This is a genomic window from Phocaeicola sartorii JCM 17136 = DSM 21941 (assembly GCF_054653615.1).
Genome location: NZ_BAAIFW010000005.1, coordinates 984,240 through 998,864, shown reverse-complemented (window position 1 = coordinate 998,864; position 14,625 = coordinate 984,240). Strand labels below are relative to the sequence as shown.

The 14,625-nt window shown below is 45.3% G+C and carries 8 protein-coding genes; 2 read left to right on the top strand and 6 right to left on the bottom strand.

Going from position 1 to position 14,625, the window contains the following annotated elements; translation table 11 throughout:
- Positions 1 to 9 precede the first annotated feature (9 nt).
- The 5 genes from ACYQ0C_RS04235 to ACYQ0C_RS04215 all read right to left on the bottom strand — a co-directional run bounded on the left by ACYQ0C_RS04235 (position 10) and on the right by ACYQ0C_RS04215 (position 8,725).
- Positions 10 to 3,426: a TonB-dependent receptor gene (locus ACYQ0C_RS04235; RefSeq protein ID WP_025076759.1), complete on the bottom strand. Its 3,417-nt coding sequence runs from the start codon at positions 3,424 to 3,426 to the stop codon at positions 10 to 12.
- A 144-nt stretch (positions 3,427 to 3,570) separates the two neighbouring features.
- Positions 3,571 to 4,557 (bottom strand): FecR family protein, encoded by a 987-nt coding sequence (locus ACYQ0C_RS04230; RefSeq protein WP_016277087.1) that lies wholly within the window; start codon positions 4,555 to 4,557, stop codon positions 3,571 to 3,573.
- A 129-nt stretch (positions 4,558 to 4,686) separates the two neighbouring features.
- A complete protein-coding gene (locus ACYQ0C_RS04225; protein ID WP_016277086.1) occupies positions 4,687 to 5,268 on the bottom strand; it encodes an RNA polymerase sigma-70 factor in 582 nt (193 codons plus the stop codon).
- Between the two features lie 39 nt (positions 5,269 to 5,307).
- Positions 5,308 to 6,942: an ABC-F family ATP-binding cassette domain-containing protein gene (locus tag ACYQ0C_RS04220; RefSeq protein ID WP_016277085.1), complete on the bottom strand. Its 1,635-nt coding sequence runs from the start codon at positions 6,940 to 6,942 to the stop codon at positions 5,308 to 5,310.
- Between the two features lie 112 nt (positions 6,943 to 7,054).
- Positions 7,055 to 8,725 carry a putative transporter gene (locus ACYQ0C_RS04215; RefSeq protein WP_257463978.1) on the bottom strand — a complete coding sequence of 557 codons (1,671 nt, stop codon included), beginning with the start codon at positions 8,723 to 8,725 and terminating at the stop codon, positions 7,055 to 7,057.
- 287 nt (positions 8,726 to 9,012) lie between these two features.
- Here ACYQ0C_RS04215 and mutA point away from each other — a divergent pair, with 287 nt between their 5' ends.
- Both mutA and scpA read left to right on the top strand, forming a co-directional pair.
- A complete protein-coding gene (gene mutA / locus ACYQ0C_RS04210) occupies positions 9,013 to 10,923 on the top strand; it encodes a methylmalonyl-CoA mutase small subunit (protein ID WP_016277083.1) in 1,911 nt (636 codons plus the stop codon).
- 9 nt (positions 10,924 to 10,932) lie between these two features.
- Positions 10,933 to 13,083 (top strand): methylmalonyl-CoA mutase, encoded by a 2,151-nt coding sequence (gene scpA / locus ACYQ0C_RS04205; protein WP_016277082.1) that lies wholly within the window; start codon positions 10,933 to 10,935, stop codon positions 13,081 to 13,083.
- A gap of 411 nt (positions 13,084 to 13,494) precedes the next feature.
- On the opposite strand, the gene ACYQ0C_RS04200 is transcribed toward scpA, so the two are convergent.
- Positions 13,495 to 14,481: an isoaspartyl peptidase/L-asparaginase family protein gene (locus ACYQ0C_RS04200; RefSeq protein WP_016277081.1), complete on the bottom strand. Its 987-nt coding sequence runs from the start codon at positions 14,479 to 14,481 to the stop codon at positions 13,495 to 13,497.
- Between the last annotated feature and the right edge of the window lie 144 nt (positions 14,482 to 14,625).

Below are 14,625 nucleotides of genomic sequence, written 5' to 3'. Positions count from 1 at the left end.
TAAATTTTATTAGAAACCGAATTTAAGACCCATCATAAAGTCACGACTCAAAGGAATGGCTGCATAGTCATATCCCATCTGTCCGACTGAAGAACCAGTTGAAGGATCATAGCCCTTATAGTTGGTAATAGTGAACAAACGAGTACCGCCTACATAGATACGCAGGTTACTCAACCCCATCTTCTTACAATATTTAACTGGCAGGTTATAACCGATCTGCAAATTATTCAAGCGCAGATAGTCACCATTTTCCACAAAACGGGTGGAAGTGCGGGAATTCTTATTCGGGTCACCCGACACGGCACGTGGAATATCAGTATTAGGATTCTCTGGTGTCCAGGCATTCAGGGCATTCTTACCGTAGTTGAACACATGATCCATTCGTTCCAATTGATATTTAGTATAGTTGTAACGTTTGGCACCAAAATCACCATAGAAATTAGCCACCAGGTCAAAGTCTTTATAAGCCAAATTGATATTGAATCCCAATGATACTTTCGGTGTGCCACTACCCACTTTCACACGGTCGTTTGTATCGAGCATACCATCTCCATTCTGATCAACGAAACGGATATCACCCGGTTTGGCGACAGGCTGCAAGGGTTGCCAGTTACCGTTTTGATCCTTATAACCATGAGCGGAATTCCATTCGTTCACTTCTTCCTGGTTCTGGAAGATTCCAGCAGTTTGATATACCCAGAATTCACCGATCTCACCTCCTACGTAAGTGCGTAAGGCACCATATTCATACAGATAATCGGGATTGGCCATCGATTTCAGCACACTCTTATAGTGAGACAAATTCAAATCCAAATCGTACTTCAAGCCTCCGGCTTTGCCATGATAGATGGCTTGCATTTCAAAACCGGTTGTGCGCAACTTACCATCGTTCACCAAAATAGAAGAGTTATAACCGGTAGCCAGACTGATGTTACGGCTAGAAAGCATATCACTGGTATTCTTGATATAAGCCTCCGCAGAAAGTTCCAGTTTATTGTTCCACAAGCTCACATCCACACCTATATTCTTATATACCGTTGTTTCCCACTTGATGTCGCTCGACGGAAAAGCAGTGACTGCATATCCCATAGAAGTTTCACGACCGCCAAAAGGATAGTTCAATACATGAGTATTGTAGCTTAAAGTAGGAATGTACCGGTAAAGACCAATGTTCTGATTACCCAAAGCACCGTAGCTCAAACGGAACTTAAACATGGAAACTGTCTCTTTCAAATTTTCCCAAAACGGTTCATTGGCAATGTTCCATCCTAATGATACGGAAGGGAAGAAACCCCATTTGTTACCTTTGGCAAAACGTGAGGAGCCATCATAACGGAAAGAGGCCATAATCATGTAACGCATCATGTAGTTATAGTTCACACGTCCGAAGAGAGAACGAAGGGCACTGCGGGTTTTGGTACCCCCTACAGAATAGTTGCTCTTGGCATGTCCCATCAGGCTCATGTCGTTGTTCTCAAAATCAGAACCGGAAGCACTAAGGTCGTCATACTTATTTTCTTCCTGGGAAAGTCCCAACAAAAGAGAAAGATTGTGTTGTTCGGCAATGGTCTTGTCATAATTAGCTGTCAGTTCCAGCAAGTCGTTGGTAGTCTGTGTGCGCGCTTCAGACAAACTGGCCATCGTATTCCGTTTGGCCGAACCGATTTCGTAAGTAGGTTTGAAAAGACGGGTTTTACCAAAGTACATGTTACGGCTGGCATTGAATTTCACAATAAGTCCTTTGATCGGCTCGTATTGCAAATAGCCGGAAGCTGCGATATAGTCGTTAGAACTTGTATTGTCAATCAATTTATTGAAAGCCACCTGGTTACCGGCATCAGACATACCCATACCGGAAATGGCGCCGCCATAACCACCATCATTGTTCTCATCGTAAAGGAACGCCAACGGTTCCATATTCGTCACCTGATAGATGGAAGAGAAACCCGAATTGGACTCCAGATCGGCAGACCAACGGCTATAGCTTACTGATTCACCCATTTTAAACTTACCACGGGTAACATCAGAATTCAAACGGAAACCGAATTTTTCATCTCCGGTAGCAATGGTCACACCATCTGTCTTGCTGTAGAAAGCAGAAAGAGAGACATTGGAGTTAGCGCTACCTGCGGTGTAGCCAATGTTATATTTTTGTGTAAAGCCGCGCTGGTAATACTCTTTCTGCCAGTCGGTATCGGCAAACTGACTCGGATCTCTCTCATATTCGCTGATATATTTAGGCCAACGGCTTTCGTCCGTACCGGCATTTGTCAATGCCATCTTGCGTACCTTGATAAACTCGGCCGAGTTACAAACATCCAAGCGCTTCGGCATGGCACTCAACCCCCAATAACCGGAAAAAGTAATCTTCGGAGCTGAATTCATCGTACCACGATGTGTTTCAATCAAGATAACACCAGCTGCCGAACGTGCTCCATAGATTGCGGCTGTAGCAGCATCCTTCAATACGGAAATAGATTTAATATCCTCCGGATTCAGATAAGACATATTTCCCGGAACACCGTCAATGATTACCAGCGGACCGTTGCTCTCGCTGTTCTCACCATCATCATCCTTCCAGGAAGTCACACCGCGCACCTGCAAAGTGGCAGAAGAACCGGCAGCGCCACTGCCAAAGTTTACCGACAAGCCCGGAGCCATACCTTGCAATGCCATCTCCGCATTAGCGGTAGGGATTTTAGACAATTTATCACCCGATACAGACGTTACCGAACCTGAAATATCCGACTTTTTCTGTGTGCCATAACCAATCACTACCACCTCATCCAAAGTCTTGGTATCTTCCACCAATATAATTTTCAGTGTGGACTGATTGCCTATTTTCACAGTTTTTGTGGTATAACCTACGTAAGAGACGATCAGTTCTGTTCCCTTGCCGATAGATAAAGTAAAATGACCGTCCAAATCAGTGATCGTACCATTTGTTGTACCCTTTTCCAAGACACTGGCACCAATGATAGGCTCTCCCTGATCATCGGCTACAATACCGCTTATAGACTTCTGCTGTTTCACCGCTGCCACTTCGGAAGCAACCTGCTTATACAATACGATGTGACGATTTTCTATTTTATAATTAACACCTGATTCCGAGAACAACTGATCCAGAATCTGGTTGATCGTTTTATTTTCTACTTTAATGGATACTTTTCGGTTGACATTGATTTGATTCAGATTATAGGTAAAATAGAACTCCCCTTTTTTCTCAATAGCATTAATCACATCATTTACCGTCGTATTTTCCATATCCAAAGACATCTTCACATTCTGTGAATAAGCGACGCCTGCCCAGCACGGGATCGTTCCCAATAATAGAAAAAGAACAAAAAATTTCATAATTAACCATGTTTTTCGTAGCCATAGTGATTTTTGCTCATCCAATGGCGTGCATTTCATAATATTATCCATACATTTGTAATTGATTAGTTTGTAATAAATTATAAGGTTACTCATTAATCCGGGTCGAAAGATGGTGGTGCGTCTTCGGCCCTTCATTTTTTGCAAAGGTTTTACTTCATAGGCATCCGTTGTTTTTCAAAGTTTCACATACTGTTATTTTTTATATAGGTATACCGTTTTCTTTTCAATTCTATAATCCACCCGTCTGGTTTCTTTCAGCAATTCCATCGCCTGATCTATAGTCAGGTCTTTTCTGAAATGACAAGTGAAATATTCTTCTACCAGCGAGCTGTCCATAATCCTGATTTTCACATCATACCGGCGTTCTATCACTTTTGCCATTTCTTTCAAGGTCTTGTTGTCAAATCTCAAGTCGCCGGTAGTCCAGCTGTCCACGTTTGCCTGCGCCGAACTCCTGATCAGCACCAAACCGTCACTAACCGTATAATACACCTGGTCATTGGGCAGCATTCTTTCCTTGCTCTTGTTATCCAAGGTTGACACTTCCACCGAACCTTCTTTCAAGGTAATCCAGCTAGGTTCGTCCAAGTAGGCTTTTGCATTAAATTTTGTACCCAGCACCCTGATGTTCAACATCGGCAATTCCACCGTGAACGGACATTTGGGATTATGCGCCACTTCAAAATATCCCTCTCCTTCCAATTTGACCGTTCTATATTTCTCCGAGAACTTAGCCGGGTAAGAGAAACGGCTCTCAGCATTCAGCCAGACTGTTGTCCCATCACTCAGCAACAAAGAAACCCGTTGTCCTTTCGGAACCACGACCGTATTATATGCCGCTGGCTCCTCTTTCGTGATATAGAACAAGTTTGTTGCAAAAAGACAAACGGCAACCAAAATAGCCGCATATTTCCACCATTCCCTGACGGTGAATCTCCGTACCGGTGTCTCTTTCTTCTCAGCCTGCTTACCCAAACCAAGCCGTCCGCCCAGTTGCCGGTAAGCCTCATCCATACGCCCTTTATCCGAAAAGCGCATTTCGGCTTTCAGTCCCCAGATCTGCTCCAGCTCAAATAAACGCTGACGGTTCTCTTTCTCCTTCAACCACTCCAGAATCTCTTTTTCTTCAGTTGCAGTACAGCGCTTACTGATATATCGAATTAAAATTTCGTCCTTCATTTACTTTTTTATTGTCTTTCATTATTAAGACAATTAACCAAGAAGGAACTACGGGGTTAAAAAGGAAAAAAAATGCTTTTTTTTGCATTTTATTTTTCACAGACTCCGGAAAAGCCTGCTGGAAAGGTATTAACGAAGCAAAAATAACAGGCAGAACAATACCTCCTTCAAATCCTCTCTCAAGAATTTTGTGGCTTTCTGAACGTGTTCTTCCACCGTACGGGAGGATATATGCATCACCTCCGCTATCTCTTTATAGGTCATCTCTTTAAAATAAGACAATTCGAAAGCCTGACGACATTTAGGAGGCAACTTAGAAATGGAAGCTTCCAACAATTTCCGGATATCCCGCTCAACCACCTCATTCCACAATTCATTGGCATCCGATCCTGCCAACTGAAAGGCAACGCGTTCTTCTGCCAGACGCACTTCTTCCTCATGCCCCAACACGACAGCCTGGTGCTTCAGGTAATTCAGGCAATTATTCTGGGTACATTTATAAAGGAAAGAATGAATGGCATTGGGTATCAAAGTAGATTTCTGCTCCCAATACATCACAAAGACACTTTGCACAATATCTTCGGCTATGTGTTCAGGCACAAAACGGCAGGCTACAGACATCAGGCGAGGATAGAAAAGATTAAAAAGAAGACGAAACTCCGCTTCGTCCCCTTTTTGTACTTTATTTATATCTATAGAAATTGTTTGCATCTCCACCTCCAATCCAAAGTTAACAGACGCAAAGCTAATCTATTTTTCCAACTCCTGCAAACTTTCCATTTTCTTTGTTTCCAGGAATTCATAGATACCACAAAGGTGTTCTTTCACCTTTTTATTCCCAAATTCATACACTTTCGTCACTAATCCGTCCAAAAAGTCACGGTCATGAGATACTACAATCAAGGTGCCGTCAAAGTCCACCAAAGCTTGCTTCAATATATCTTTGGTCTTCATATCCAAATGATTGGTAGGCTCATCCAGAATCAACAGATTCACTGGTTCCAGCAACAGTTTGATCATGGCAAGACGGGTACGTTCCCCTCCACTGAGCACTTTCACTTTCTTCATGGAAGCCTCGGGCCCGCCAAACATAAACGCACCCAGCAAGTCTCGTATTTTATTACGGATCTCCCCTTTCGCCACATCATCTATCGTTTGAAAAACCGTGAGGTTCTCATCCAATAAAGAAGCCTGATTCTGAGCAAAATAACCAATCTGCACATTGTGTCCCAGCGTCAAAGTCCCCTCATGCTCTATCTCACGCATGATGCACTTCACCAACGTGGACTTACCTTCCCCATTCTTACCCACAAAAGCCACTTTATCCCCTCTCTCGATGGTCAGTGAGGCATCCTTGAAAACCACATGGTCACCATAAGTCTTTCCTACCCTGTCCATAATGACCGGGTAATTCCCACTTCGCGGAGAAGGCGGGAATTTCAACCGCAACGCCGAGGTATCCTCTTCGTCCACTTCAACCAGTTCCAGTTTCTCGAGCATCTTCACACGGCTCTGCACCTGTAAAGTCTTGCTGTAAGTGCCCTTGAACCGCTCTATGAAGTCTTTGGTTTCCTGTATCATCTTCTGCTGCTCCTCATATTGCTTCATCTGTTGCTCGCGGCGTTCCTTGCGCAAAATCAGATATTGGGAATAGTTCACCTTATAATCATAAATGCGTCCCATCGTCACTTCAATGGTACGGGTCGTGATATTATCCACAAATTTACGGTCGTGGCTGATGACAATGACCGCTTTGGCACTATTGATCAGAAAATCCTCCAGCCACTGGATGGATTCAATATCGAGATGGTTGGTAGGCTCGTCCAGCAACAGTACATCCGGATTCTGGAGCAATAATTTAGCCAGTTCGATACGCATACGCCATCCACCGCTGAAATCACTGGTGGGACGGTTGAAATCCTCACGCACGAAACCAAGTCCCAGCAAAGCCTTTTCCACATCTTCCTCAAAATGGGTCAGGTCAATGGAATAAAACTTCTCGCTCATGGCGGAAACTTTCTCAATCAGCTCCATGTACGAATCACTTTCATAGTCAGTACGCGTCTCAAGCTCTTTATTGACAGCTTCTATCTCCGCCTCCATGGCATGAAGATGCGCAAAAGCCTGAGAAGCCTCCTCGAATACGGTGCGTCCGTCTTCTGTCATCAGATGCTGGGGAAGATAGGCTATAACACAATCCTTGGGAGCCGAAACCCTTCCGCGGCTAGGCTGCCGCGCACCAGCCAGAATCTTTAATAAGGTAGATTTACCCGCACCGTTTTTCCCCATCAAGGCGATACGGTCTTTCTCGTTTATCTGAAAAGATATGTCACTGAACAAGGTGGTACCGCCAAACTCGACGGTCAATCCATCTACTGAAATCATATTTATTCTTTTAATCAGCAAGAGGGTGCGTCAAAAAATGATTCAAACCATCATTTTTCAACACCCCCTCCTGCAAGTTATACTTTATTGTCTTTATACTTCTTTGCCAATATCAGCTTGCCAATATCAATATCAATAACTGGGCAGTCAGAATACGAAGGAACATGGACACCGAATATACAGTGGAATAACCTACCGCCGGAGCATTATTACCTGCTGTCTGATTGGAATATGCCAATGCGGGGGGATCTGTGTTGCTACCTGCAATAAGACCCATCAGCATGAAATAATTCATTTTGTAATGCAAACGTGCCACCGCTCCCATTATTAATAAAGGTATCACTGTAATAAGGAAACCACAGCCCACATACAGCAGCCCGTCTCCATCGACAACCGTATTCACAAAATTCGCACCGGCCTTTATCCCCACACTGGCAAGGAACAAGGCAATACCAATTTCACGCAACATCAGGTTGGCACTCATCGTGGTATAAGTCACCAGTTTCAGTTTATATCCGAAACGGCCGATCAAGATAGACACGATCAACGGTCCACCGGCCAGACCCAGTTTCACCGGAGTAGGAATACCCGGGAATGCAATGGGCAGACTGCCAAAGAAAATACCCAGGAAGATACCCACAAAAATAGTCACGATATTGGGATGATCCAGGCGTTTCAACGAGTTACCCATCAAATTGGCAACACGTTCCACCGCATCCTGAGGACCTACCACCATCACACGGTCGCCCACTTGCAAAGTCAAGTTACGTGAAGCGAAGATATCCATACCCGAACGGTTGACACGAGTCACATTCACACCATACATACTGCTGAAATGAAATTCACCCAGTTGCTTGCCATTCATTTTAGGTTGTGTAATCAAGATACGGCGGGATACCATCGGCGTATCCTGCTTTTCCCAGTCCACTTCAATTTTCGGACCGATGAACGCGATGATAGCTTCCGCATCATCCTCCGCACAAACCACAAACAACTGATCACCCAGATGAAAGACAGTATCACGGTTCGGAATACTGACGTGTCCGTTCTGCAAAATACGTGAACAGACAAAGTCACGCCCCATAAAATCTCTGACCTGAAGCAAAGTCTTTCCCGCCAATGCCTCATTATGCACTTCCAAATGCATCATACGAGGAGTCAGATGAGGATTTGCAGCCTCCTCCTTAGCAATGTCCTCTTCCTCCTTTTTCAGATTGACCCGGCAAATGTAGCGGATGGCAATGATAGAACCAATGATGCCCAGCACTCCCAACGGATAAGCGCACGCATATCCCATCGCTATCTGCGGGCCATTGTAATTCAGCTGGCTCAACGCTTCGTTGGCAGCACCCAGTCCCGGCGTGTTCGTCACGGCACCACAAAGAATACCCACCATCATGGGCAGCTCTATCCGGCCGTTCAAGCCATAATACAGAGCCACAGCCACAGCAATGTTCAGCACGACAATGCCTATCGCCACCAAGTTCATGGCAATTCCACCTTTTTTGAATGAAGAGAAAAAAGAAGGACCTACCTGAAGTCCGATGCAGAACACGAACAATATCAGTCCGAAATCCTGCAAGAATGTAAGGATCTGTGTATTTCCCGTCAAGCCGAAATGTCCGCAGACAATACCAGTAAACAAGACGAAAGTAACCCCTAACGATACCCCGAAAAATTTAATTTTTCCCAGCAACACCCCTACTGCAATCACAAAGGAATAAAGCAGCACGATATGTGCGATGGAGTTTTCATCAAATAATAGATTTTGTAACCAATCCATGATATAATACTATGTTTTTATAAAATTGCCGCAAAATTAGTGAATTCCCCTCACTCAGCCCAACAAATCGAGAACTATTATTTCATGATTCCTATTTATTTTGCAATATCCACTTTGCAATAAGAACGTCTTTCGTTTTCATGACTTAACAAAATGACAGAAACCACCCGTTCTCCTTTATGAAAATAACTAAAAAAAGGAGGCTATTTAAAAGGTTTTAGTATATTTGCCCATACTATTGAAAAAAGTATGTGATACAATTCTTAAATATTAATACCGAATAAACTATGGCAGATAGTAAAGAGAAACTCTTTTCGGACTTCCCGGCCGTTTCTACGGAACAGTGGATGGAAAAGATTACAGCAGACCTGAAAGGCGCTGATTTTGAAAAAAAATTGGTCTGGAGAACCAACGAAGGTTTTAAAGTAAAACCATTTTATCGTCAGGAAGATCTGGAAGGCTTGAAAACAACCGAAGGACTACCCGGAGAATTCCCATACGTGAGAGGAACGAAGAAAGACGACAACACATGGTTCGTACGTCAGGACATCAAAGTGGAATGCCCCGAAGAAGCCAATGCCAAGGCACTGGATATTTTGAACAAGGGTGTTGACTCGCTGGGATTCTACGTAAAGAAGAAAGACCTCAGTCCCGAATACATCGAAACTTTATTGAATGATATCTGTGCGGAATGCATTGAGTTGAATTTCTCCACTTGCCAAGGACATACGGTGGAATTAGCCAAATTACTGGTTGATTACTTCCAAAAGAAGGGATACGACCTGACCAAGTTGCAAGGCTCCGTGAACTATGACCCTATGGGCAAGATGATGGTGAAAGGCAAAGACCTCAGCGACTTCATCGCTACTGCCAAAGAGCTGGTAGAAGTACTGGCTCCGCTACCTAAATTCCGTTGCATCTGCGTCAATGCGATAGAGCTGAACAACGCCGGATCTTATATCTCACAGGAACTGGGCTATGCACTGGCCTGGGGTAACGAATACCTGAGCAAGCTGATAGAAGCAGGAGTTCCCGCCGCACTGGCCGCCAAGAAAATAAAATTCAATTTCGGCATCAGTTCCAACTATTTCCTGGAGATTGCCAAGTTCCGTGCCGCACGTATGCTATGGGCGGACATCGTAAAAGAATATCATCCTCAATGCAACCGCCAGCCCGAATGTCCGAACAAGGCGGAAGACGGTACCTGCCTCTGTGCCTGCAAAATGGTGGCACATGCCGAGACTTCCACTTTCAACCTGACCTTGTTTGACGCACACGTGAACCTGCTCCGCACGCAGACGGAAGCGATGAGTGCCGCTCTGGCAGGTGTCAACTCCATCACCGTAACCCCGTTTGACAAGACTTACGAAACTCCGGACGAGTTCTCCGAACGTATCGCCCGCAACCAGCAATTGTTGTTGAAAGAAGAATGTCATTTCAACAAAGTGGTTGACCCCGCCGCCGGTTCCTACTTCATCGAAAACTTAACAATTTCTATCGCCACACAGGCATGGGAGCTGTTCTTGAAAGTAGAAGACGAAGGAGGTATGCTGGAAGCGGTCAAAGCAGGAAAAGTACAGGAAGCCATCAACACAAGCAACAAGGCCCGTCATGACTCCGTGTCAAAACGTAAAGAAATCCTGCTGGGTACCAACCAATATCCCAACTTCAATGAAAAAGCAGGCGAAAAGACTCCTGTAGAAGCCAAATGCTGCTGTGGCGGAGGCCATGCGACTTGCGAGAAGCCGTTTGCCACATTGAACTTCGACCGTGCCGCCAGCCAGTTTGAAGCACTTCGTCTGCAGACCGAGAAATCCGGCAAACGCCCGAAAGCGTTTATGCTGACCATCGGCAATCTGGCCATGCGCCAGGCTCGTGCCCAGTTCTCATGCAACTTCCTGGCTTGCGCCGGTTACGAAGTAATAGACAATCTGGGCTTCCCCACCGTAGAGGCCGGTGTCGAAGCAGCCATGAAAGCAGGCGCCGACATCGTAGTTATCTGCTCCAGCGATGACGAATACGCAGAATATGCCATTCCGGCATTCAAGGCACTGGACGGACGCGCCATCTTCATTGTAGCAGGTGCTCCCGCCTGCATGGAAGAACTGAAAGCCGCAGGCATCGAGAACTTCATCCATGTGCGTGTCAACGTATTGGACACATTGAAAGAATACAACGCTAAGTTAGGAATTAAGTAAGGAAGAACAATGAAACCGAATTTTAAGAATATAGATATATATGCCGGATTCCAACCTCAGAATGGCATGGAATGGCAAAAAGAAAACGGCATCACCGCCGACTGGAAAACGCCGGAACACATCAATGTGAAGCCCGTTTACACCAAAGAAGATCTGGAAGGCATGGAGCACTTGAACTATGTAGCAGGTATCCCTCCTTATCTTCGCGGCCCGTACTCCATGATGTATACCTTCCGTCCCTGGACTATCCGCCAGTACGCAGGTTTCTCCACCGCCGAAGAAAGTAACGCATTCTATCGCCGCAATCTGGCGTCAGGTCAGAAAGGTTTGTCTGTAGCGTTCGACCTTCCGACCCACCGCGGTTATGACCCCGACCATGAGCGTGTGGTAGGTGATGTAGGCAAGGCAGGCGTGTCTATCTGCTCATTGGAAAACATGAAGGTGTTGTTCGATGGTATCCCCTTGAACAAGATGTCCGTTTCCATGACCATGAATGGCGCCGTGCTTCCCATCATGGCATTCTACATCAATGCCGGTTTGGAGCAGGGAGCCAAATTGGAAGAAATGGCCGGAACCATCCAGAATGATATCTTAAAGGAATTTATGGTGCGCAACACCTATATTTATCCGCCCGCCTTCTCCATGAAGATCATCTCCGACATCTTTGAATATACCTCACAGAAAATGCCTAAGTTCAATTCCATCTCCATCTCGGGCTACCACATGCAGGAAGCAGGTGCCACAGCAGATATTGAACTGGCTTATACACTGGCCGACGGTCTGGAATATCTCCGTGCCGGAGTGGCCGCAGGCATAGACATCGATGCATTCGCTCCGCGTCTGTCATTCTTCTGGGCTATCGGCATGAACCACTTTATGGAAATCGCCAAAATGCGTGCGGCACGTATGCTGTGGGCCAAGATTGTGAAACAGTTCAACCCGAAGAACCCTAAATCACTGGCATTGCGCACCCACTCCCAGACTTCGGGATGGTCACTGACCGAGCAAGATCCGTTCAACAATGTAGGCCGTACTTGTATCGAAGCTATGGCGGCAGCATTGGGACACACCCAGTCACTGCACACCAACGCACTGGATGAAGCGATCGCATTGCCCACCGACTTCTCCGCACGTATCGCACGTAATACTCAGATTTATATCCAAGAAGAAACATACGTCTGCAAAAATGTTGACCCATGGGGCGGTTCTTACTATGTGGAATCCTTGACTAATGAACTGGCCCACAAGGCTTGGGAACATATTCAGGAAATTGAAAGTCTGGGCGGTATGGCGAAAGCGATTGAAACCGGTGTGCCTAAGATGCGTATCGAGGAAGCGGCGGCACGTACTCAGGCCCGCATCGACTCCGGCGCCCAGACTATTGTCGGCACCAACAAATATCGTTTGGAGAAAGAAGATCCGATCGATATCCTTGAGGTGGACAATACTGCTGTACGTCTGGAACAAATTGAGAATCTGAAGCGTTTGAAGGAAGGCCGCAACCAGGCAGAAGTAGACAAGGCTTTGGCAGCCATCACCGAATGTGTGAAAACAGGCAAAGGCAACTTGCTGGAACTGGCTGTAGAAGCGGCTCATGTCCGCGCTACCCTGGGCGAGATTTCGGATGCTTGTGAAACAATTGTAGGACGTTATAAAGCAGTAATCAGAACTATATCAGGCGTGTATTCATCAGAAAGTAAAAAGGATACAGATTTCGCAAAAGCTTGCGAACTGACCGAAGAATTTGCAAAGAAGGAAGGTCGCCGTCCGCGTATCATGATTGCCAAGATGGGACAGGACGGACACGACCGTGGTGCAAAAGTAGTCGCAACAGGTTATGCCGACTGTGGTTTCGACGTAGATATGGGACCGTTGTTCCAGACTCCCGCCGAAGCTGCCCGTGACGCGGTGGAAAACGATGTTCATGTGGTAGGCGTTTCCTCATTGGCGGCCGGCCACAAGACTCTGATCCCTCAGATTATTGAAGAATTGAAGAAATTAGGACGTGAAGACATTCTGGTCATCGCCGGTGGTGTCATTCCCGCTCAAGACTATGACTTCTTGTACAAGGCGGGTGTTGTAGCGATTTTCGGTCCCGGAACTTCCGTTGCCAAAGCGGCCGTTCAGATTATGGACATTCTGCTGGACGAAGAGGAATAGGCTTTTCCACCTGAATAGTTTGTCCTTTTAAGCAATAGTAAAGAATCTGTTTATACGCACGTGTTTACAGGTTCTTTACTTTTTTTTCCGAAAAGTATCTCACTACCAGAAAGATGAATCGGATTCCGGCAGCAGTAAACGTCTTCATCTTTCCGTCTTATCCCGGAATGGGGGGGGAAGTGTTCAATATTCATTCAAACCCTTTTATAACCAGGCTTTAATAGTGAAAATGCAATACAAGGAAAGAAGTCGCTACAATAGAGTTTTGCAAAACTCTATTGTAGGAAAAGTCGAGGGAGGCGAGAGTCGGCGAGAAAATTCAAACAGAAACTAAAATTAAAGGTAAAAAGCCTCTCTGAGATGACATGAAGTATTTCAGAGAGGCATTCTACCTTCGATTTCCTATAAAAATTATAAAGTTTTCATCTTCTCCCCTATACCCACTGCTTTAGAAATTTTTCCTGTTCCTTTTTCCTTATACAAGTAGCCACGGAACATACCTCCGCTATTAAACGGCATGGCAAAATTACCTTTCTTGTCCACTGCGATCAATCCACCATTTCCCTCCTTGGCATTCAGCTCCTGATGGATAATATAATCGGCAGCCTCCCCGACAGGCTGGTGCAACAACTTCACACGAGTAGAAAGATTATAAGCTACGACATGACGGATAAAATACTCTCCATGCCCGGTGCATGACACTGCGCAACCTTCATTATCCGCATAAGTACCCGCACCAATCACCGGAGAATCTCCCACACGGCCCCATTGCTTCTTGAACATACCACCAGTACTTGTTCCCGCTGTCAAGTTACCTTGCTTGTCCAGTACCACACAGCCCACAGTTCCATTCTTCTTGCTCTCCTTTTTCAAATCCTCTATCCACTTCAACGTCTTGGGAGTAGCAAAATACATATTATCCACAATTTCCAGTCCTTGTGACTTTGCAAACCGGTCAGCCCCCTCACCTGCCAGCATCACATGAGGTGTTTTATTCTTTACAGCATAAGCAGCATTTATCGGATTCTTCACCGTTTTCAATCCGGCGACAGCTCCTGCTGTCAAATCCTTACCTTCCATAATAGAAGCATCCAGTTCAAAAGTTCCGGCACTGGTACATGTCGCCCCCTTACCAGCATTGAACAAGGGGTTGTTCTCAAAATAATTAACTACCGCCATTACCGCCTCAGGTCCTTCACCTCCGGCAGACAATATAGCATTTCCGATACTTAAAGCTGAATCTAAAGCTGCATAATACAAGGCCGATTTCTCCTGATTGTTCTCAAGCCCTGCCATAGCACCGGCACCGCCATGAACAACAATTACGTATTCTCTCTCCTGCGCCAACATGTGGCACAACGGCAACAATAATAGAACTGTGATGAATAAGTGTTTCATAATAGTAGTTTAAATATCAAATTTATAATGCGAATGTAACAAAACAATTTGTAAACTGGAAGTTTTTTTCATCTATAGACATAAAAAAAGGAGCAACGCCTTGCTCCAACCTTTGTTAACCTTAAATCTAATACTATGAAAAAC